This is a genomic window from Proteiniphilum sp., from assembly GCF_040307845.1.
In the GTDB taxonomy this organism is placed as follows: domain Bacteria; phylum Bacteroidota; class Bacteroidia; order Bacteroidales; family Dysgonomonadaceae; genus Proteiniphilum.
In genome coordinates this window covers 12,466-33,787 of sequence record NZ_JAWRIS010000031.1, presented here as the reverse complement: position 1 = coordinate 33,787, position 21,322 = coordinate 12,466, and the positions used below count along the sequence as shown (strand labels likewise).

Sequence of the window (21,322 nt, the reverse complement as noted above, 5' to 3'; positions counted from 1 at the left end):
CAATTTTTGTTCAAAAATATCTCTCCCCGGATTACCGGTAAAGGACAAATTAGTAGTTTATTATTGCCGGTACATAGGTCACAGTTTGTCGAATCTGTACTGTTATTATGGGCAATCTAAAAATCACATAATCATAGATAAAAACCCTATGTTCCTGATTCTGGAACTGTTCCTCGGTAGGGGGTAACATGGCTATCTGCTTTGTGGGATAGGGAACCTCATCAATGATAATTTCCTTAAGCGTTTGTCCGGATATGATCCAGTATTCTATTTCTTCATCAGTCCATTCCTGCTCAGTATTGGGTACTTTCACATCCGTCCAACTCCAGTAATATTTTTGTGAAATATAAACCGGTATCTTTTGTTCTTCTTCAAGATTGTATGGCTCATATAGTCTTAATGTTTGGAAAGTACATTCAGTAATGGCATCCTCCTGATTGAGCTTATATTTGATTTGTTTTGGGAGTAATGGCTGATTATTGATGATTGCCGTTTTGAACATGTCAAAATTGAAAATATCGGCATCCGACAATTTTAATTTGCATTTCACCTCAAAATTCGAGTAACGGAGAAATGCATCATATTCTTTCCAGAACCGGTTAAACAAACCATCTTCACGGTTGATTGTTAGTGATATGTCATATTTTTCCCCTGCCTGGTCATATATGAAATCCCCATTTTCATCCCTGTTGATTTGTGAAGCAAAATAATAGTTGAAAACGAAGTTCCCGGAACGATTAGTTTTTCCCCATCCAAATACGAATGCCAGTTTTGCGGGATTCACCTCCGGGACAAATAGTTCACCAGATACGTTGATATCGGAATAAGCGTGTTTGTAATTAACCAGGTAATGCGGATAAATTTGCCCTAATACTGAGTCAAGAGGGACACACAAGTCATCCATCTTGATTTCCTCGTAATCCAACTCAGGATCCTTTTTGTCCCAATCAAAAAAATCTGAAGAAAACGAACTTTGCGTTCCAAGAGCGTCGCCAATAAAGTATCTGCTCCAAAATGTTTGAAAACGTGACGTTACTGCCACGGGAGTATTATCACTCCATTTTACTTCTGTAAACTCATGGTTGTTGGCCTGCAGGAATTCCTCGTAGGTGTCGAACAATGTTTTAGTCTTGTCTAATTCCCTATTTGCTATCAATTTCAATTGTTTGGGAGATGAATAGGTGATAGTTGGTTCTTCTGTCTTAAAATTATCAAGGCCTACACTCCCCAGTTTCATCGGTATTAATGTATCTTTTAAAAACTTCAAACTGACAGTTCTCGCATTTGAATTCAAGGAATACTGCATACCAAACTTGTTGTACAATCCATCAAGAAAAGACTTGATCGTAATATCCGGCATCATGTCTTTATAATAAAGTGTACCGGTCAGGATTGCATCCATGGTATTATTCAATACGACCAATTTTTTCAGTTGCCGGTGATCCTTAAAAGGATTGTCATCAATAATAAAACCGAAATGGTCGAAGATTAATTCCAGGATCCTGTATACTTTTATAAACGGAGAAACACCATATCCTTTCGGAACGTCCAAATACACTTCTTCTCCATCAATATACCAGCTCAATGTCCGGTGATTGAGCGCCAATAGTTCAGCCATTCTGCCGTGTGGCCAGTTATTAGGGTCTTCAGGGTTTTCCACTACTCTCTCCACTTCATTCAGAATAATGTAATATTTTTTTAATTCAGAGACAGGCTCAGGTACAAACTTTGATTGATAGTCAAGGCATACCGGAAAAACGAAATAATCAGCCTCTATCTGCTCCTTCATCACTGCGGTAAGATGGGAGAGCATGGAATTCACTCTTGCTGATGTTGTGGATCCACCTGCTGAAAAAGACGGGAGGTTGGGAAGATCTTTCAAAAGCATGGAACTCATTCTATTGTACATTTCAGATTCGTCGAATCCGATACCGGCATTGAACCCTGAATTGATCACCATCAGTCCCGATTGTTGAGAGGCATCGGTTTCAACTACCACCGGAATGGGTTCAGGTCGCTCTGCTTTATCGAGCCGGTTGGTGTTGTTCAATAATTTTCGGTTATTATTAGTATCCGGGAAATGGATGGGCACGGTCTTGCTTCCCTTGTTGGTGAATAACGGATTGTTTTTCTCCGCTTCAATGACATAATCAACCGGAAGGTCGAATATCTCTCCATTTTTGTTCTTTATTTTCAGACTCATTTCAGATCAAATTTTGATTCATATTCTACTTTCTCCTTTTGTGCAGCTTCCATTTCAGTGATGCCATAGTTTACCCTCACATGGCCGGAACGCAGATCATTCAGCACGCCGAGCAATTGCCGGGCAATACTACTGTCAATTGCACCTGTATCGGATCCGGAGGAAGATCCTGGAGATGGCATGTTTGCGCCACCGTCGGCAAATCCGGGAGGGAGGGCGTTTTTGGTAGTTCTTTTCCGTCGGATCTTGTCGATGGCCCGGACATGGTCCATCACTACAGGATCCTTCATCTCCGGAACAGCCACAAAATATTCCCCATGGTGATACGGAACCCAACCGGCCACATCATACCGGTTACCTTGGCCGGTATAACCGCCATCGGTATGGTCACCCATATTGGCCCCGCCATCGGCGAAACCCTCCTTTAATTTTATCTGGCCTGTTTTCGGGACACCGGAATCGGAAGAAGATCCGGAGAGCGACATTTGTTTTACCTTTTGTCGCTGGGTGTTGGCCACCGCCAGTTGCGCCGCGCCGGTTATACCCATCAGGGCGCCGGCCACCGCTCCTGCCGGCCAACCTAATTGTGCGTAAGTCCTCATTATTGCCGAGGCTGTATTCGAAATTATTTCGGCAGCCGTGACCGCAAACTGCACGTCGGCGTATTTCTTTTCGATATCCAGTTTCTTTTTCGCCTTTTCGTTTTCCAGGCGTTCCACTTCTTCAGCGTTATCCCCGGCGGCCTGTATTTCGGCATCGTACCGGGCTTCCACATTGGCGGTTTCCGCTGACATCAATGCCGATATGGCATCACCTGCCATGGACGCGAACTCTGCTGCTCTCTGGGCATATTCCTGGGCATACTTCAGTTTTATCTGGAGCTTTGCCTTTTCAAACTCTTCTTCTTCCAATAACCCTTTTTCATGTTGTTCTAACAGAGCATCCATTTCCGCATTGTAGAGTTCTGCCATCGAGGCCAGTCCGTATTGTTCCCGGGCTTTCAGTTTCTCATCTTCATACTTTTTGTCGATAGCTGCCAATGCCAATCTATGAGTCTCCGCGGAGATATAATTATCCTGGTAATTTTTATCAATGATACGCTTTTCGTCGTCCATCCTTTGTTCCCATGTTTTTATGTTGTATTGGCGCTCGAAATCAGCGGTAGTCCTGGCAAACTGTTTCTGTAATTGTTCCCTGGCTTTTAATGTTTCCTTTTCGGCCGAAAGGATCTCTTTATTATTGTCTTCAATCGCTTTCTTCCGGTTTTGCACATTATTGAACTCAACCTGCTGCAGCGTTTCAGAGAATTGTTTTATCACAGCCATTCTTGCTTCAGCAGCATTCACTTCAATCTCCTTTGCACGGAGTGCGTAAATAGCCTGGTCTTTTTCCGTCTCCTGCAGGGATTCCAACTGTGTATTTCTGTCGGAATTAATTATATCAAGCTTTTCTTGGTGTGTTTTACGGAGTTCTTCGAGCAGTATGGCATCAGCTTCCTCCTGCTGTTTAATCTGGGCATCCAGTATTTGCGATTCATACTGGATGATCTGATGTTTCTCCTGGCCTTTGATGTTCATTTTCTTCTGTAAGGCCTCTAAAGTTAGTTGTTCAACCTTATCGTTGTATTCTTTTTCGGTTATAAGCCCCTCCATCCGGCTTTTCTTCAACTGGTTTATCTCGTAGTCAAGGGTTTTGTCAATCTCTTTGATACGGTTTTGCATGGCTTCCTTGGCTTCATTATTCATTTGCCTGACGGCCGTCGCGGTATTACTTTCTATCTCCCGCATTTTATTGTTATGCTCCGTTTGCACTCTCGATAGGTTTGATTCCGCTTCGGCAATCTTATCAGCCATCAGCGACGCGTTTTTAGTCCTGGCCGCTTCAATATGGAGCAACCTCAATGACTCTTTTGCCTGGGCCAACTTATCGTCGGCAATTTCCTTTTCTTTGGCAGCCGCTTTATTCAGCATGTTCAACCGTTGTGCTGCTGAGTATTTGTCCCGCCGGGTAGCTTCGGTGCGGAGTTCGGAGATTTCCGCCTCCAGTTTCGCATTCCTTTTCAAAGATTCCCTTTCCTGAAGGCGGAGATCCTGCTTGTCTTTTTCAAGTTGAACGGCTTCTTTGGCTTTCTCGTTGATTCCTCCCAGGATCTTATTGAGGAATGGAAAACGTTCTATCATTTCCGACAGGCCAGTTAAAGTCTTTTCGATAAAATTCAAGAAGGCGACAGTCAGTTTCTGGAGAATAAAGAGGATGCCGTCGAATAATAATTTCAATGGCGCCAATATCCTGTTCAGCGCGTTGACCGATTCTTCATTGGAGTCGATGATTTTTTTGAGTGCCGTAAACAAACCCACCAGGATCATTATTACAGCTCCCACCGGATTTGCGGCCAACGCCTTTAGCGCCTGGCCAAATCCCTGTACTGCCTTGGCTGCAGTGCCAATCGGATGATTCATACCTGCCAATTGGGCAATAAGGCCTTTATTGGTATTTTTTACAATATCCATTCGCTTGGCCACTTCCTCCTGTTCTTTGGCCAGAGCCTTCCATGCTTCAGGAGATAAAGAAGCGGAAGTGTTATCCATCGTCTTCTGCAGCTCCTGATACCGCTGTTTCAATTGAGACATTGTCATGTCCTCGATTTTCATCGTCTTGATGACATCGTCTATGTTTTTATTGTTTTCCTTTATGGCAGCATCGTTTTCCCTGATTTTAGCAGTATTCCTAGCAATAATATCGTTCTGTCCGGCAGTGATGGCAATAAGGCTCTTGTACCTGTCGGACATGGTTTGTCCGGCTTTCTCCAGTTTAAGCATCTCCTTTTCATTCGCATTCAATGCTTTCTGCACTTTGCCGGTTGTCACAGAGAGCTCTTCGTTCTCCTTTTTCAGCCGGTTGATGTTGGACGAAAGGGTTTGTATCTCTTTCTGCACTCCTTTCGCATCCACATCCAGGATCCACCTTATATGATCGTCTCTTAGTTTTGCCATTATTTGATTGATTAATTAATATCCCATTGCTTGCAACTCATGTATTCTCTCAATCGCCTTTTCATGTTTGCTTTGACTGTTTGAACTGGAAGTACTCGACGAGGAAAACCGGGAACTGAATGCTTCCGAAAGTGCGGCACCCACAAAATCATACAATTCTTTGCCGTAACCTTGTCTTAGATCTCGCAATGAATTATTGTACAGGATCCCCCATACTTGCCGGTTATAGATCTTCCGGTTACCAAGGCGCTTCATATCGAGGAAACGCATGTGTTTTACAATCCCGGACGACACGATGAATTTGTCGTCACGCTGGGCGATTACGTAATCCGGATTTTCGAGTGATTCAAGCAGGCGCCCGGTTTTCCGGCCGATAATATTACCTCCTCTTTTTTCTTTCTTTAATGCCCGTCCCTTGATATAGATGTTTTGCCGGGCAATAAGCAGTTGGGCGTTAAAGATATTCTTAACGTCACGCTCGAGCACTTGAATGACAAATTCCGATTTCGTTATCCTGTCAGATATCATCGCGGTAATATTTTACCACGAAAATAGGGAGATGGCATAGACGGGTAAAGGACAAAAAAAGCCCCGCTTATTGGGCGAGGCTGTAAATAATCAGTGAAATACCAAACAGGAAAATGGAGAGCAACAGATAATAGACTATCTTGCCGAACAGACTGTTCCAGGAATAAGGACCCCGGAAGTGAAACCCTGTTTTCTGCGTTAACAGGCGGTCTACCCTGGCAAAATTGGGCAATAATACGCCCTTACCGTATCTTATCACCGTGATAAGAGGGTAGAGCAGGAGTACCATTATTATAATCATTGCGGTCATAAGGCAAAAATAATCAATTATTAAAGTCCGAACAAATCATCCAGCTTTTTATTCACAGCCTGCCGGCGCCGTTCGGCCGACAGGTTTTTATAAGCATCCTTTGCTTTCGGTTCACCCACATTATATTCCAGCTCGATGTTCAGCTTCAGGTTTCCCTCCGCCACACCGTTCTGGTACCATTTGTAGGGATTACTCCCCGGATCCTTCAGGTCATCCATCAGTCTCTCCGGATTCATCTCGGATGAGAGCAGCCTGCAGGTATCTTCATAAGAGAGCTGCAGTTCACCACACCGGAAAATGGCATCTTCCGGAGATAGGTCCGACAGGATTTTTTCCCGTTTTCTATCTCCGTCATCCATGTTCACCTCATTTTTATATGCCTTACTTACTTTCATATTGCATGTTTTTTGAATTGTAAATATACGAAAAAACATTAAGGGCTATGTGAGTAGTCAAATCAAACATCCACTTTTTATTGATACTTCAGTCCCATCGGGGAAAATGTATTTATATTGGGGTGGATGTCCGAAGGGGGCAATATGCCGGAATTCCGCATTATGCTCATGAACAATCGGAGTGATAACATCGGCTATCCTGTCTATCAAAAGGCCATTTTCTTCCCGGTGAAGGAAACAGATTCGCACTGCATGCGTATCAATCAGTCTCACAACATCTATCTCCGTATTTTTGGTAGTGGCAATGAAAGTGCCTTTGAAACCATTCTCATAGAGGTTGACGCCTACGCTCTCAATGGCTGAGGGCGGAGCACACTCCATCAACACAGTAGGACATTTTTCCTTTTCCAGATGGCGCATAATTTCCTGAATAACCGGGATGTCGGGATAAAATATCTCGTAATACTTGTACTCTTCGGGGCTTATCTCCCTTATCAAGCGGTGTGCTTGGGTCGTTTTCCCGCTGGCCCCGGGGCCTGAAAGTATGATTGTTTTCATGCTTCACCCCCTTTCCCGGCAAACATGGCTATCACATTCTTGAGGTCGCGCAGCTGCTTGAGGCTGGCCATGGCCTCTCCCGGTTTGAACTCTTCACTGAGCGTGTCGGCCGAGTCGATGATGTAATCGCAGGCGCATTCCAGCATTCCCACGTAAGTATCGTAGTTCCGTTGCATATCTTGCAGGGCGCTCACGCATTCGGGGGATAAGTTCACATTTTTCATGCCGTGCCTCCTTTCCTTGGATTGAGTGTCCTACGGATGGGAGTGTGGGGAGTGTACTCCTCGATGGCGTCCTTGCTTGTCACTTCATAGATCTGCATGTTTGCCACACAGCCGTTGCCGATAAACTGGAGGTTGAGTACTCCGTTCGTGGTTGCCATGATACATTTCACCGAGTCGCTCTGGGAGAACAGGAGTGAGAATGACTCCTGAATGTGTTCCACGGCTCTTTCGGGTGATCTCTCCGCGATTTGCACGGGTTTGCCTCCGGCAGCTTCGGCCGGGAGTGGCATTTGGATTGTTTTTGCTTTCATTTTTCCCATATCCATATTTTTTTAATTGTTATTCGATGGGACAAATATACAATGTAGTACATGATAAAACAAATATATATTCACTTTTTAGATTGTATTTATACATATTTAACATCGTAATACATGATAAACATATATCTTTGTAGATATTAATTTACTCTCGAAAGAATTATATGCTACTAAGGATTAAAGAAATAGCCAAAAGAAGGAGTGTTACTGGCGTAGCACTGGCTGAGATGATTGGGATTACTCAGCAAAACATGTCTAATATTATGAATGGGAAAATAAATCCATCCCTTGATACCCTTCAAAAAATAGCGGACGCGCTGGGCGTCACCGTCCCGGAGTTGTTCGCACCCCAAAATACCACTGATTTCACGGCATTTATAGATTACAAAGGAGAATTGAAGCGGTTCGATTCCCCCGAAGAATTGAAACGCTTCTTGGAGAAGGTGTAGTTCTATCGCTCTGATATAAGGAAAAACAATATACCTGTATTTGCAGGTATTTAAATAAAGCATTATGGAACAGAAATTTACTAATTTTATTGACTTTAACGGCAAAAGCATTCTTTTTGCTCGCATAAATGGCAAATATTGGATAAGCATTAAATCTGTTTGTGAGGCACTTAACGTTAACTACAATCGACAATTCCAGAACATTCAGGGTGATCCTATTTTAGGACCTGCATTTGCTAATCAGCAAATACAGGTACCAAATGACCAAGCCAGAAATATGGCATGTTTACCGGAATATTTAGTGTACGGATGGATCTTCTCAATAAAAAGTAATAGCCCTGAATTGATAGAATATAAGAAAGAATGCTATGACGTTCTTTTCAATCATTTTCATGGTGTAATTACCCGGAAGGCTGAAATGTACAGTGAGCTCGCTAAGGCTAAAAAGAAACTCAGCGAATTAGAAGCAACCCTTAATAATATGCCTGAATACGCAGAATTTACCGAAACCCGCATGCGATATGCCCGGCTCTGGAAAAACATAAAAGATACCTCGGATATGCAGGATATGTTTTTAGGAGAGGATATGTAAAGACCCCCGATTTTTTTCGGGGGGGGCTGCTTCAAATATCTTCTTGTTTATTAATTACCAATCATCTGACACATCAATTCCTGATTTTAATTCATCAATAAATGAAAGGATAAATTTATTGTAACCCTCTAAGGGCTTCTCGCTGCAATTCTTTATAAATGGAGCGTTTTCTATTGGGTAGGTAACCTTTTTACCTGCAATGTTCATATCCATATACAAATCCGTCAATTCATATTTATATCTGCCGTCTTTGAATTGAATTGTCAAAATGAATGGGCTATCTCCATCTGTCACGTAGTTCAATCTGCCCTTTACAACAATTGAAGTACCTTCTACATCAGACTGAATTACTGATTTTGCACTTTTAAAAGTGCTTGCAATCCACATTTTTGCATTGTTGTATAATTCAATAGATTTTGAATTTTCAACATTAACCACCTCCGTGTAAAACACTTTCCCATTCTTTGACGGGATAAGATCACAAATCTTTTCTTCCTGTGAGAAAACCGGATTAATTGTAAACAAAGCCGTTAAGGCTAAAAATAAAACTTTCTTCATATCGATTTAATTTTTAGGGTGATAAATTATATACTTAAACTATCCGATGTTATCAGTTCTAAAGCTGATTGAATATTCTGTAATCGAGATTTAGTAGGGATTTCAACATGATCCCCAAAAATAAATATTTCTTTTCCTATATAAGATCTCGATGCGGAATACTGCAAATCATAAATAAAATATCTCCGGTCAGAATACAGATTTATTATTTCTGATACAGCATCATAGGAAAGCACCCATGGCTGTTTAATATTGTTTTTAATGGATAACGACAATTCAAGATGATCATTATTTTCATACGAGTTGAGATAAAGGGCCTTAGATTTGTAGTAATATGGGGGATCCAAATAAACTAAAGTGTTGGAAGATAAATGAGAGACATAATCTTGTATGTACACTTCGGCATCCATATTAGTTATTGAAATGCTTTCAGCAAAAAGGCCTATTGCTTCAACCCTCCTAATCAGTTCATTTCTGGGGAAACGGGCGTCCATCTTATAGTTTCCTGACTGGGATAGGCCGCCGATCACACCTGCAGACAACACGCCGGATCTATTGCACCTGTTAAGATAAAAGACACTGTAGCCTAATTCGAATAAATCATAGTCCTGTGGATGTTGGATAATATATTTTCTCCTTTTCCATTCTTCAATAGTAAGGGAGGCTGTTGTGATATTCCTACATAATTTTTCATTTTCATTCTTAACGCAATGCCAAAATGCATAAATTCCTATGTCGGAGTCATTGAGATGGATATTCTTTATTTTCTTGTTGAGCAGTAATTCAATAGCCACTCCTGCCCCCCCCGCAAAGGGTTCCGCGTAGTTGTCCGTAATGGAATTACATGAGAGTATCTCCATTATAAAAGGCGCCAGTTTTTGTTTTCCTCCCGGATACCGCAAGGGAGTATTGTTCTTTGCCATAATAAATCAATTCATTGCCTCCAATAAAGGATAAATATTGCTGAATAAAATACAAATATCAGATGGTTGTATGGAGAAAATTGAATTATGTACCAACTGATTCATTGAGGTAACCGATAAAAGCCCTACTGGCTTTGAAATTTCGGTAACGGCCCCGTGTAGAACTTTGAGCATTTCTTTGTTGCTTCTATTTGCTGTCAGGTGATCCACAACTTCTTTTAATAATTCCACTAATTTTTTCTCTTTAGAATTTGATTTTGTCAGGCTGATACTATTTTCTTCACAATAAACTTTGGCGGAAATTTCAAATATGCTACGAGTTAAGAAACAAAAAGCCAATGGATTTTTCTGAATATTCAAGTTCTTCAATTCATCACGTAAAAGTACAACTTTTTGCCTATTTTCCCCTCTCGGATTAAATTTTCTTAGCAATAGGTTGATATGTTTGGGATCATTAATTGCGCGGGCTTTAGGTTTAGAGGATGGTTTTGAAGTGGCATCATTTTGATGAGAAGAATGTTCCGGTTGGGAATTATTTGAAGGAGGGTTAGAAGAGGTATTTGTGTTATTATCCGGCTTAACATCTTCTTTTGTTCCTGTTTCCGTTTTATTTTTTGATTCTTGTTGCGAGGCTTCTTTCGTATCTGTCTTTAGTGGAGGTATGCCGTAGCTTTCTGCAAAGTCAGAGGATTTATCCCTGATGATATTAAAGCTAATAAGATCTATACCTATATCCCTAAGTATGTCTTCCAATTGACTTCGGGATTTTATATCTGGATAATCCTCCGCTAATTCTGAAACAGTGCTATATCCGATTCTTGTAATAATCTTCCGTAGTGCTTCATCAAGAATAGTTACCGGATAGTCACCGCTCCAACGATCTTTTTGTTGTAATGTGAGGTTTTTTCCTACAGAAAGGTATTTTTCCAATAAATCTAATGCAGGTTCGGATGCTCCTTTCTCATTTCTGTTGTGACGGGCCTTAGCAACTGAAGTCCAAGGATCCCTACTTGCTTTTTCACCTTTGGCATGCGCTAAACTGACAATCCTGTCAACTTTTTCCTTCTCTTCAATTTGAAAGATTGTACACGGAATAGATCCGTTTGAATCTTTCCATTCTGAATTTATATCTTTTATTTTATTTTGGATATTCGCTGGTATAGGGAATTTGTCCGGATTATGGATGCCATGGATTATTTTCATGGAAGCAACCCTTCTATTCCCTTCCTTTACTATTTTCCCTTCATTATCCAGTATTATGATGTTTTCTGTCGGTAAATACCCATCATCAATAATACTTTCCATAACAGCAAAGAAACGATCAGGCTTTATGGCTATCATAGCATTAATAGCGTCTTCTTCGTTTTTCTGAGGTACAGTCCGGTAATTATGTAGATCTATTTGCAGATCTTCAATGTTAATAAATTCCGTTTTGGGCATAATTATATAGCATTTAATATTATAAATACAGATTACTTATATGCAGACTTATCAATAATACTAACAACCGAAACCTCTCAGACGTGTGCCCACCGGAGTTGATCCCGGAATCCGATTGTTTGCGGATTACACGTCTGAGAGGCTTCTGATATGTTCAACTTTTTGGGCAATGGCAAAGATAGTAAAAAAGTTGATATATGTGAAAAATAAAACCGCCCCGGAAAACCGGAGCGGCAGCCAGGAAAATTGCTAAGTGTATTAATCAAGCAAACTCCAATTGGCTTAATTCTTTCCCAAATTCGTGCAGGGACTTTTCTATTTTTTTTACCGTACTCGGGCTTGGCTTACGTACCCCGGTAACGTAGTGGTTCAACTGCTTGGGGTTGATGCCAGTGAGTGCACCCAATCCCGTGAGCGTGATTTTATTTTTGTAGTATGCCAAAAACGAGGGAACGTCGTAACAGAAAGCAAATTCCGCCCCGGGGGGCAATGTCTCGCCATCGCTCACATAATCGTTCACTACGTTCATAAAATCATTCATGGCATCGGCGGCGGTTTTGCCTTCCCCTATAGCCCCGAAATTCAATGATTGTTCCGGCATATATGCGCTGAAAGTTCCGTCGGATGCGCGTTCTACAAAGACTTTAATCGTTTTCATCGTTTTATTCCTTTATTTTCGTATATATTGTTTAGAGAGCGGGGGTTTAAATCCCCGCATCCCTTTTGATTGATTTTAATGTTCCCGGCGGCACTTCCTGTGTGCCGTGGTTGCTTGTGGTGAATTTCCTGCCTGTTATCGGGCTGTACCATTCAGGGTGTCCGGCCCGCTGCTTTCCTGTTTTGTGGCACTTTGCCTGAATGAGAAGCCTGTGCAGTTCGTTGTACTTCATTATTTTTACGTTTACTTGATTAATACCCTACAAAGGTAGAGAATTATCTATCAATATACAAATATTTAACCGAAAACTTTTATGTTATAAAACATATTAGAGATAAAAAGAGGGAAATTCTCTCGAATTCCCCTACTGCGATCAACCGATAATGATTGAAATTTATTGTATGAAAATATTATTACTTAAGTTTGGCTCCGCGAATTTGGTATGCCAACGAAATCAATAATGGGATTAATATTAAAAGAAGTATAACCACATTTTGATTATTATACTTTGATATCTTTTTCTCCGTCTTTTCGATTTCACTCCGGTACTGCAGGTCGATGGCATTCCGGATACTATCCTGAACCCTTGTTTTCCAGATTTCAGCCTGTTCATTGATATCCCTTTCTTCCTCTTTTCTCTCCGGATAGGAAACCGGAACATAGACCGTATCTCCATTCACTAAATGAGGAACTAATTTTACACCGTAATACGTTATGATCCGCTCCGTGGTATGAGTGTCGACATATTGCTTCTCCTGTTCAATATTCTTGACGACCGTGGAATTATCGACCAGGGAGATATCTGTATTTTCTTTCTTGTCAGTATGGGAAGTAAATTTCTTGGATCCACATCCCGGGATCAGTAAGAGCAAGAAAATTATAATAACAATCTGTTTCATGGCCGGGTTCCTTTTGAATATAATACTTGTTTCCGGTTCTTACCTTCGTTGAACGAAAGGTGAAGGAAGTTATTCCGGCCGTCATCATACAGGATAGCCTGGTCGAATGGTAAACCGGACTTGATGAGTAGCTTTTGCAACTCCCGGGGACTTTGGCAGGAGATATCGGCCGCCTGGCCTTTCGTATGTTGTGAGGCGGGCACACCGCCCACCAATTTGTTTACTTCCGGGGAGCGATATCCACTATTCACGACCATTGGTTTTCCGTAGAGATCCCGGAGCGGTTGGAGTAACCCGATGGCCAGCTTGACCAGGTTCTCTTTTTCCACTTTTCCCGGCTGATTGGGTATCTTTCTGGCTTTAGCAGTATTGGAATGAGTTAATTCATCCAATGTGAAATTTTTAGTTATTCGACTCATGTTTAGCCTCCTTGTTATTTTTGTTATCCACGTCCATCCCTGTTCTGTCCTTGACATTCTTCTGCAGCATTTCCCCGATATTCAGGAATGCGTCCCAGCGCGTCAGTTCATACAGGTTCTTCCATATATTGAACAGCAATACGCCTCCCACGAAATACCCGACTATCATGTAGGTTTGCACCATGTCCTGGTTGAATGTCATATCGAGGGAGAAGAGCAGCATCATGAAGATTGTAACGGCCATCATGCGGGGAATGGTCGTCTCAAAAATCTTCCGTTTCGAAAATTTCTGCTTATAGAGCTTTCGGTTCTTCAGGTAGCCGATGATGCAATCCACCACAAAAAATATCAGTAACAGATTCACCGGATCCTTCAAGGGTAGAAAATAGCCCAATATGCTCGCAACCGCCCCTGCACAAACCGAATAGGTGTTTGTGAAAATATCCCTTAACCATTCTTCTATTGACATGATTCCATTGTCCATATTGATTTTTCTTCAAATTTCATCTTATCCATCCTCCTATAAAAGGACATTGATCCGGTCTATGATTTCCAGGATAGCGGCTTTCCTGAAGGGTGTTACATTCTCTATCAGTCCGGAACGGACGTGAAAATCAATGGGGGTCTCCCGGAGATCCTGTACCGGTACGTTATCGAACATTCTTTTGACGCACACGATTAACCCATGCATGATACTGCTGTTACTCCATCCGTCAACTGATAAGCAACCATCCACATTCTCCGCTTTAAAATAGGTCCGGCTTACACAATTGCTGATCCGGTGCCGGAGGAGATCCTCTGCGAGTTGTGATGGATTATCGTCGGCATACTCTATCAAGAGGTTGTATTTATCGCTCCATTGGTCGAAAAGGGCGAATTCATCCACAAACCGGTCCTGTTTTTCTTTGAGTGTCATAGCATTGTGTTTGCATTGGAAAACATCGCACTCCATCCACCGAAGCCATAGAATTCGACCGGATCCACCGGCCGGATCTCCACCGGATAGGTGACCAGTTCACCGTCCGCACAAAAGTCCAGACTTTCCTGCTCTTCACCCATCATCCTTATAATCCTGTCAAGGATATCAAGGCAGGTATTCATATTCAGGACCTCGTTCAGGTTGTCGTTATTATTGTTGGAGAAATTATAGACAACCGTTAACGCCAGTTGCTGGGCAATCCCCTTTATCGCGGAGTGGTCGGCCGAAATCGTGCCATACTCCACGAAGAGCACAAAGCCGGTGGCATTCTTTATCCGTTCCGATACAAAACTCTCATTGATGGAGAGGACGAACTTATCCAATTCCGTAACAATGTTATCATCCGGGAGAGACATCACCTCGGTCATTACTTCATCATAGCCGGTCTTTTTGGATCCGTTGGGCTGGATGAATACCTTTTCCAGCACCTCTTTGGGCACGAACTTGGAAAAGTATTTGAATAGATTGATGATCAGGTCGTTCATTACAGTTTGTTGATTACATCGATGGATATCCCCGTTTTGCGGGCAATGTCGAATGGTTTTATACCTTCCCCCAGCGCTTTATTGATCACATCCTTGAGGTGCTTGATTTGCGCGTCGAAATAGTCGTTCAGGTTCATCGTGTCCGGGAGGCCGTACCCTTCACGCTGCAGCATCAAAATCACTTCGTTCCCGAGCCGTACCTTTCCTTCATTCTCCGGTTGCTTGTCACCCTTGAACAGCAAGCTGTATATCTCATGTTCCGTGTAGAACTTGAAGACGGAAGTAAACCAGTAGACAATCCCGAATTTGAGTACCGGGTTTATCTTCCGCATTGCCTTGTTATGTCCGGATACCATGTTTTTCGTGTAGTTCGAGTACCTTGGATAGAGGATGGCGCATATCTGGTTGATACATTCCTGCTTTTCTTCATCGGTGCTCATTTTGTCCATGGCTCCCATAAGATCGGCGCAATCGACGAATTCACGGGCGCTGATATCCGTCTTGGCCGTGATGTCCAGTTCAAACCGTTTGCCCCAATACTTTCTTTTCCCAATCTTGATGTACGGAAAAGGATTGGTGTGGAAGTCATATTGGGGTATGATCTTATGATTTTCGGAATCGATCGTATAAATGAATTTCAACTGCTCTGCCAGGCGCAACAGATTGAAGTTGATAATTTCCCGTTGCTTTGTCTCGGCATCGGGATCCGGCCGGTTATTCTTTTTCCAAAGCTGCAGGTATGACACATATTCCTTTCTTCCATACTTGAACAGGAATGGAATGTTCCGCAGGCATACCCATGCCAGTCGTTGGTAGAAATGGGATAGTGCAAGAAACTTCGTCCAGATACGGATGGATGGCCGGTATCCTGTAAAGTAGATAAGCAGATAGATCAGTCCCTTGTGTGGCCGGTCCCTGAGATCGCCGGTCATCACGCGGATGAGAACGCCGAAAGAAAAGAGTTTCTGTTTGAATGACAGTTCCTCCCAGCATTCGGGAAGCGATACGGATGATTTGTTCAGTTTGATCTGTTTCATATATAGACAAATTTATCGGATTCCCAATAGCCGTCCTGTCCGATGACCGGTTTGCTTGACACTGTTTTTTTCTGTTCCTCGATAGCAGCTCTCTTGATCTCCAGATCCACTGCATTCCAATAGGTATTTGCCTGGACAATGAATTTTTGGGAGATCCGTTCCCTGATATCCTTGTCGGCCTGGGCACGGTGGTTCTTTCCCATTTCATTGTCGATATCCATCCGCATGGGTGCCGGCAGGCAGGAATAGGCCAGGCGCTGACAGGCGCGCCCCATCACCTCGTAGCATACCGCCCGGGTAATGGCGTCGGTCTTGACCGGTTCTTTCATCCTGGAGCGCACACAGTCCATCCACACTTCCCGGATGATCCATCCGGCAAACATCATGAAATATTCGCCTCCGGAAGATTCAACCCCCACCCATTTATTGAAGTCGGTGAGCGTGATCGGAAGATTGTCATAATCCTTTTTCTGGTCACTCTCCTCCCATTCCGGAAAATCATCGGTATGGTCATTCAGGTACTGGATCAGTATATTCATCCAGAACCATGCGGTGGTGATCAGGCTATTGTTCAGTTGGTCCGTCTGATACTTGTATGCCGTCGTCTCGCTGTCGTTCTTCTTCGTGGTGATACCATCATTGCTGATACGGAGAACAATGTAAATCATGTGCTCATAAACGGCAAAATGGAGCATTGCACGCTGGAGGTAATCTACCACCGGCTTGTATTTCTCCTCGATATCGGCACTCTCTGCAGCTTCCACAATTTTGTCATACATTTCCTTCGAAATGATGTCGGGGATCATCGCGGCGACTTTATAAAGGCTACTTTCAATGTTGTAGTATTCCAGGGAGAGGTTCATTCCGGAAATTTTAGGTTTCATCTCCTTGGCGAAGTTTTCCGGCTTGAATGGCACTTTAATCATTGTTCTTCTGTTTTTTGGAGGTTCGACTTGTTGTCTGCAGTAGCTGTTTGCGCCGGGCGATCGGAAGGGGTGGTATCCTGCAGCTTGGCGGGGATATCGATCCAGAACCCGACCCTGATGCCTTCCTTCCACTTGTCCGGCCAATTCCACTTGATATAGTTGTTGATCGACTTGGTACAGATGTATTCGTCCCAGGTAAGTGAAGCCACATAGATCAGGTAGTTGTAATAGACATCGCTCCCCGACTTGCTGATCACGCCGTCGTTCTCCACGTTGGTGATGGAGGAAGCGATACCTTTCCCGGCCAGGATCACCTGGTCGGCCCTCTTGTCATACGTGATGATGGAGTCTACAAAATCCTTGAATTTTCCGGGCATCTCCTGGAATTCCCAACCATCTTCGCCCCATTTGGTGGTCGCGTATAGTTTGCCCTGGTTCTTTCCTTCACCGGTCATCAGGTTGGTGATGGTACGCAGCTCGTTCCGGATCAGGGATTCCATCATACTTTCATAGAATGGGATTATTTTACCCTGTTCATCCACTAACTTAACCCCTTTGTAGGCTGTCTGTACAGGGGAATCACCCGTTAAATTCTCTGAACAGATATTCTGCAGGATCTCCTTTTGTGCATTGTACCATGTTCCCGGAATTACCACGTGGATGTGCGCGTTCAGGGCATTCTTCAAGTAAGAATTGAGATATTGAGGCGACAAGTTGGAGGCCTTTATCCACTCGAACAGCCCTTTGAACCAATCATTGAAGGCATAAATCCACTTCGTGAATGTTTTATCCGTATTGAATTCCACGGCCGTGGGATATTTGAACGGATTGGATTTGTCCAGTCGGTTGTACACTTCGTAATCATACCGGTTTGGATTCATCCAGTCTCCCACGATCACATACTTGCAATCGGAATTCTTGATACGTTTGGTAGGGCTTTTTTCTTTCGTGGCCAGTCTGGCTTCGTCGGATCCGACATAACTGAGCGCCAAGATTGGAAGGTACCGGCCGGTTATGTTACCGGTCAACCTCCGGGCCCTTGAGAAGTGGTACCGGCTCACACAGGTGTTCACGTAGTAGAAATCGGTGATGATGTTTTTCAGGTACTCAAAAGGATGATCATACCCGAGATCCTCCCACCGGTCGAATGCTTCCTGTATCTCCGGATCTGCCACCGGTACCCGCACGCGCCTTTGTTTCTCACCTTCACCATTGACAACCTCCTTGTACAACCGTGGACCCTTGCCGAACAGGAATTTAACCTGCTTGTTGATTACTTCCGGGAGCAGTTTGTTTTCGGAAGTGACCGAATACACTTCCTGGGGATAGAGGTTGTGGCCATCCCCCCAGATCGGGACAACAAAGTCATCCAGGCGCATGGTCATGTTTTCCGAAATATACCGGGAATAAATATTCCGGTACTCTTTCTGCAGGATGCTATCCCGTTCGGAGATCCCCTGCACTTCGAAAGTCAGCACACCACCGGTGGGGATGGTTGCGAAGCCCCGGCCGTTTTTAATTTCAATCGTCTGTTCCATCGAACCAGTTAATTTTTAGCAGTTCATAATTAGGAGGAAATGCGATATATCGCATCAATTTCTTGAAACACATTTTTGGCTGTCCGGTATCAAGATCTTCATAGGGGAAATACAGATCACCATCCAGCTGGAAAGTGTCCTCCCTAAGCGACGGGCGTACACGGCACCGCTCAACTTTCACCAGCTGGCCGCATTCTTTCGTTTTCAAATTACAGGTAAGGTGTAGCAGCGTGAAATACGCGCCGGAAACGAATTTAAGATTACGCGCCCGTTGTATTGCTTCTGATCCGGATATCGTTTTTTCCTTTTCCATACACAAAAATGGTCATCTAAAAGAGGATGATAAAGGACAAAAGAGCGTCAGGAGGTGTATGTTCCCGCGCCTTGGGGGTACATGAATCCCTGATCCGTATCCGGGAGTAATTTCGAATATTCGCCCCATAACAGGTACATGAAAGCGGATGCCAGCTGTGTGGAATTATACGCCTGTTCCTCGAATGGAAGGCGCTCGCTGCTTTTGTCGAGTATGATGCGTCCCTCATGCCGTTTCAATGGACTATGGTTGATGGATGATACCAGCGCCTCGCATTCGTTCCTGTCGATAAGAATCTTATCACGTTTGCCATCATTCTTCCCGAATAATAGATTCAGCAGCCTGTAGTGTTGTGAATAGAATATCGTTTTCTGTTTCGGGGACATGAGGTGGACGGTCCATCCGCGCGCTACCAGTTCCTTTTTCAATAATTTGGCATCGGTATCGTTGATGCCGGCTGTTCTATAATCGGGATAATACTTTTTCCATTCAGGATCCTTCTGATTCGCGGCACGATCGTAGTGGACATAGATCACCTTTCTGCCATCAGGAAAGAACTTGTTTATCTTTTCAGCGAGTTCCCCATGCTGGTCGGGGTGGATGACCCACATGTCCTTCAGCACTCTCAATTCTTTCTTCAGGGTGTTTTTCTGTGAAAAAATGATCGAGGAAAACGGACCGGGATCATAGCCGGCGATCAACGGTTTATTTTTGTCGTAATACCGCAAATGCCTCGATGATTCGTCTATCCGGTCCCCTGCGGAGATCAGGTCTATAAAACGGTAATCGTAGCCATCATCAAAGAGATGTTGTTTGCCGAACCTGCCGAAAAACATGTCTTTCACCCTCAGTTTCCGGATCGCGAAAATGGAGGTGTAGAGCACATCCTTATCCTTGGTCGATTTTATCTGATTTTCAATATAGTCGATTCCTAACACCTTGAGATTTGAAAATGATGAAGCACGCACATAGTACACCTGATTTCTACGTAATTCAACCAGCCTCTGGTTCCATCGCTCAATAAACCGCTCCTGTTTTCTCACACGCTCAAAATCCAGCGTTTTACGGGCGATTTCCAGTTCATAGATCCGGGCATCCACTTCCAGGGCAATTTCAGTGATCAGGCCAATCAACTCTTCGTTCATCTCCTTTTCCATGTCGATGAACCAATCTTCGTCGGTCTCGAAATTGGGTGTGGAGGTAAAACCGGACCATCCCATGAAATAGGGCGAATTCCCGAATTTCGACCGGTCGGCCCGCAATGTAGGCATGAACCGTTCCTGCATGAACTCCTTTTTGATTTTTAGCAACTCATCGAATATGCCATGGGGAGTGCTGATCCCTAAAACCGATTCCGGACGGTCTGCCGATACAAATTTCACCACACACCCATTGCAGAAGGAGATTGTGTGTTTCCAGTCGAAAAGGGGTGTTACACATTCTCCGAAATGTCTTGGAGGCTCTTTTCCTATTTCAAAGTAAATGCCGCGTTCGTAGTTTTCAGTAAAATACTCCAATAATCCGGGCAAAATATTGCTGAAGATATCCCGGTATGTGGCAGCCCCCAGGGTGAGACAGGCGCCGGGCATGGAGTACTGGATCCTGTCGAGCCTGGCTGCCATGATATGGGTAGTTTTGCCGGAGCCGCGGCCCAGTTCACAAAGCAGTATCTGGGGATCCGCCAACTTTACCTTTGTCTGCAGGACCGAAAGATAAGTCTTTTGAAATGTATCCTCATTCAGCGACTTCTTCATAATCGATATCCTTTATATTCAATTCCTGCATTACTTCATCTATCTGTCGTTTCTTCTCCATATCAGTCGCATCCTGTTTGGAGATAATGCCCATGGCTTTCTTGTAGGCGCCCAGGATGCCACTCCTCTTCACACCGGCCCTCTCCAGGTCAAAATCGGGTGATACGATCTGGTGCTTGAATTTGATCCTCTCCGGATCGATGGCATTGGCCGATGCCTTTATTCTGTATTCACATGACTTCTGCAGGCAGGTACGCGCTTCCCGGAAGTTATGCCCCACCAGGTTCACCTCAAAGAGTTTCATGAACATATCGGCATAGTATAAGTACCAGGCTTCCGAGGTAACCGTACACTCGTTATTCAGGTAGTTGATGGCATCGTATATACGGCTCTTACAGGTATGTATGGATAGTTCAGGATAGCTCTTCTGTAGCTTCTTGGCGCACTCGGTGATAGAATGGTTGGTGCGGTGAAGGTTGGAGGCCTCATTGATCTGGAGGATATAATCGGCCAGCTTCGGAGGAATACCGAACGGTTCAGGATCCCGGGCCTCTAAAAAACGCTCGACAATTTCAGGCGATAATTTTTGAAGATGTTCTATCATTGTAATGCAATCCGTGTGATGGCCGTTGTCAATATTTTCTTTTCACAAAGCTATGCGATCGGCTTCATGGGGAAAAGGACGTTTTTCAATCGGAGGGGTTTTTGAAAAAATCCGCGGGTTTTTCGAGGGTGCGGGAGGTTGAAATTTTACCTTTTCTGAAACCCTTTGTAGGAGAGGGTTTCAATCATATAACCCTTTTCGGGGTTTTCTCGTAATG

At 43.5% G+C, this 21,322-nt stretch carries 26 protein-coding genes; 2 read left to right on the top strand and 24 right to left on the bottom strand.

Features of this window, described 5'->3' with window-relative positions; all coding sequences use genetic code 11:
* Window positions 1-49: 49 nt before the first annotated feature.
* The 8 genes from ABV001_RS07845 to ABV001_RS07810 form a co-directional block, all read right to left on the bottom strand.
* Window positions 50-2,203 carry a hypothetical protein gene (locus ABV001_RS07845; protein ID WP_352422279.1) on the bottom strand — a complete coding sequence of 718 codons (2,154 nt, stop codon included), beginning with the start codon at window positions 2,201-2,203 and terminating at the stop codon, window positions 50-52.
* Window positions 2,200-5,196, bottom strand: a complete 2,997-nt coding sequence (locus ABV001_RS07840) for a hypothetical protein (RefSeq protein WP_352422278.1) — start codon at window positions 5,194-5,196, stop codon at window positions 2,200-2,202. Before ABV001_RS07840 ends, ABV001_RS07845 begins: the two co-directional genes overlap by 4 nt.
* A 15-nt stretch (window positions 5,197-5,211) precedes the next feature.
* Window positions 5,212-5,724: a hypothetical protein gene (locus ABV001_RS07835; RefSeq protein WP_352422277.1), complete on the bottom strand. Its 513-nt coding sequence runs from the start codon at window positions 5,722-5,724 to the stop codon at window positions 5,212-5,214.
* Window positions 5,725-5,791: 67 nt separating this feature from the next.
* Window positions 5,792-6,034 carry a hypothetical protein gene (locus ABV001_RS07830; protein WP_352422276.1) on the bottom strand — a complete coding sequence of 81 codons (243 nt, stop codon included), beginning with the start codon at window positions 6,032-6,034 and terminating at the stop codon, window positions 5,792-5,794.
* 20 nt (window positions 6,035-6,054) lie between these two features.
* A complete protein-coding gene (locus ABV001_RS07825) occupies window positions 6,055-6,429 on the bottom strand; it encodes a hypothetical protein (RefSeq protein ID WP_352422275.1) in 375 nt (124 codons plus the stop codon).
* 57 nt (window positions 6,430-6,486) lie between these two features.
* Window positions 6,487-6,987 carry a hypothetical protein gene (locus ABV001_RS07820; RefSeq protein WP_352422274.1) on the bottom strand — a complete coding sequence of 167 codons (501 nt, stop codon included), beginning with the start codon at window positions 6,985-6,987 and terminating at the stop codon, window positions 6,487-6,489.
* Complete coding sequence (locus ABV001_RS07815) at window positions 6,984-7,211, bottom strand: hypothetical protein (RefSeq protein ID WP_352422273.1); 228 nt, start codon at window positions 7,209-7,211, stop codon at window positions 6,984-6,986. Before ABV001_RS07815 ends, ABV001_RS07820 begins: the two co-directional genes overlap by 4 nt.
* Window positions 7,208-7,531: a hypothetical protein gene (locus tag ABV001_RS07810; protein WP_352422272.1), complete on the bottom strand. Its 324-nt coding sequence runs from the start codon at window positions 7,529-7,531 to the stop codon at window positions 7,208-7,210. Before ABV001_RS07810 ends, ABV001_RS07815 begins: the two co-directional genes overlap by 4 nt.
* A gap of 164 nt (window positions 7,532-7,695) precedes the next feature.
* Here ABV001_RS07810 and ABV001_RS07805 point away from each other — a divergent pair, with 164 nt between their 5' ends.
* Window positions 7,696-7,980 carry a helix-turn-helix domain-containing protein gene (locus ABV001_RS07805; protein ID WP_352422271.1) on the top strand — a complete coding sequence of 95 codons (285 nt, stop codon included), beginning with the start codon at window positions 7,696-7,698 and terminating at the stop codon, window positions 7,978-7,980.
* 64 nt (window positions 7,981-8,044) lie between these two features.
* On the top strand, window positions 8,045-8,572 hold the full coding sequence (locus ABV001_RS07800; protein WP_352422270.1) for a phage antirepressor N-terminal domain-containing protein: 528 nt from the start codon (window positions 8,045-8,047) through the stop codon (window positions 8,570-8,572).
* A 54-nt stretch (window positions 8,573-8,626) separates the two neighbouring features.
* Here ABV001_RS07800 and ABV001_RS07795 read toward each other — a convergent pair whose 3' ends face one another.
* From ABV001_RS07795 to ABV001_RS07720, 16 genes are all read right to left on the bottom strand, one after another.
* Window positions 8,627-9,130, bottom strand: a complete 504-nt coding sequence (locus ABV001_RS07795) for a DUF4468 domain-containing protein (RefSeq protein ID WP_352422269.1) — start codon at window positions 9,128-9,130, stop codon at window positions 8,627-8,629.
* A 26-nt stretch (window positions 9,131-9,156) separates the two neighbouring features.
* Entirely contained in the window at window positions 9,157-10,053 is an 897-nt protein-coding gene (locus ABV001_RS07790) for a DNA adenine methylase (RefSeq protein ID WP_352422268.1), read from the bottom strand.
* A gap of 6 nt (window positions 10,054-10,059) precedes the next feature.
* Window positions 10,060-11,493, bottom strand: coding sequence for a hypothetical protein (locus ABV001_RS07785; protein ID WP_352422267.1), 1,434 nt, complete (start codon window positions 11,491-11,493; stop codon window positions 10,060-10,062).
* A 262-nt stretch (window positions 11,494-11,755) separates the two neighbouring features.
* Window positions 11,756-12,151 (bottom strand): helix-turn-helix domain-containing protein, encoded by a 396-nt coding sequence (locus ABV001_RS07780; protein WP_352422266.1) that lies wholly within the window; start codon window positions 12,149-12,151, stop codon window positions 11,756-11,758.
* Window positions 12,152-12,197: 46 nt separating this feature from the next.
* Window positions 12,198-12,383, bottom strand: coding sequence for a type II toxin-antitoxin system HicA family toxin (locus ABV001_RS07775; protein WP_352422265.1), 186 nt, complete (start codon window positions 12,381-12,383; stop codon window positions 12,198-12,200).
* A 181-nt stretch (window positions 12,384-12,564) separates the two neighbouring features.
* Complete coding sequence (locus ABV001_RS07770) at window positions 12,565-13,050, bottom strand: hypothetical protein (protein WP_352422264.1); 486 nt, start codon at window positions 13,048-13,050, stop codon at window positions 12,565-12,567.
* A complete protein-coding gene (locus ABV001_RS07765; protein WP_352422263.1) occupies window positions 13,047-13,469 on the bottom strand; it encodes a D-Ala-D-Ala carboxypeptidase family metallohydrolase in 423 nt (140 codons plus the stop codon). Before ABV001_RS07765 ends, ABV001_RS07770 begins: the two co-directional genes overlap by 4 nt.
* Window positions 13,453-13,953, bottom strand: a complete 501-nt coding sequence (locus ABV001_RS07760) for a phage holin family protein (protein WP_352422262.1) — start codon at window positions 13,951-13,953, stop codon at window positions 13,453-13,455. The genes ABV001_RS07765 and ABV001_RS07760 overlap by 17 nt, the downstream gene beginning before the upstream one ends.
* Before the next feature lie 36 nt (window positions 13,954-13,989).
* Complete coding sequence (locus ABV001_RS07755) at window positions 13,990-14,385, bottom strand: SufE family protein (protein WP_352422261.1); 396 nt, start codon at window positions 14,383-14,385, stop codon at window positions 13,990-13,992.
* Window positions 14,382-14,933: a hypothetical protein gene (locus ABV001_RS07750; RefSeq protein WP_352422260.1), complete on the bottom strand. Its 552-nt coding sequence runs from the start codon at window positions 14,931-14,933 to the stop codon at window positions 14,382-14,384. The genes ABV001_RS07755 and ABV001_RS07750 overlap by 4 nt, the downstream gene beginning before the upstream one ends.
* Entirely contained in the window at window positions 14,933-15,970 is a 1,038-nt protein-coding gene (locus ABV001_RS07745; protein ID WP_352422259.1) for a hypothetical protein, read from the bottom strand. The genes ABV001_RS07750 and ABV001_RS07745 overlap by 1 nt, the downstream gene beginning before the upstream one ends.
* On the bottom strand, window positions 15,967-16,896 hold the full coding sequence (locus ABV001_RS07740; protein ID WP_352422258.1) for a DUF6712 family protein: 930 nt from the start codon (window positions 16,894-16,896) through the stop codon (window positions 15,967-15,969). Before ABV001_RS07740 ends, ABV001_RS07745 begins: the two co-directional genes overlap by 4 nt.
* Window positions 16,893-18,434, bottom strand: a complete 1,542-nt coding sequence (locus tag ABV001_RS07735) for a hypothetical protein (RefSeq protein ID WP_352422257.1) — start codon at window positions 18,432-18,434, stop codon at window positions 16,893-16,895. The genes ABV001_RS07740 and ABV001_RS07735 overlap by 4 nt, the downstream gene beginning before the upstream one ends.
* On the bottom strand, window positions 18,418-18,747 hold the full coding sequence (locus ABV001_RS07730) for a hypothetical protein (RefSeq protein ID WP_352422256.1): 330 nt from the start codon (window positions 18,745-18,747) through the stop codon (window positions 18,418-18,420). The genes ABV001_RS07735 and ABV001_RS07730 overlap by 17 nt, the downstream gene beginning before the upstream one ends.
* A gap of 47 nt (window positions 18,748-18,794) precedes the next feature.
* Window positions 18,795-20,501 carry a hypothetical protein gene (locus ABV001_RS07725; protein WP_352422255.1) on the bottom strand — a complete coding sequence of 569 codons (1,707 nt, stop codon included), beginning with the start codon at window positions 20,499-20,501 and terminating at the stop codon, window positions 18,795-18,797.
* A complete protein-coding gene (locus tag ABV001_RS07720) occupies window positions 20,482-21,105 on the bottom strand; it encodes a hypothetical protein (protein ID WP_352422254.1) in 624 nt (207 codons plus the stop codon). Before ABV001_RS07720 ends, ABV001_RS07725 begins: the two co-directional genes overlap by 20 nt.
* Window positions 21,106-21,322 lie beyond the last annotated feature (217 nt).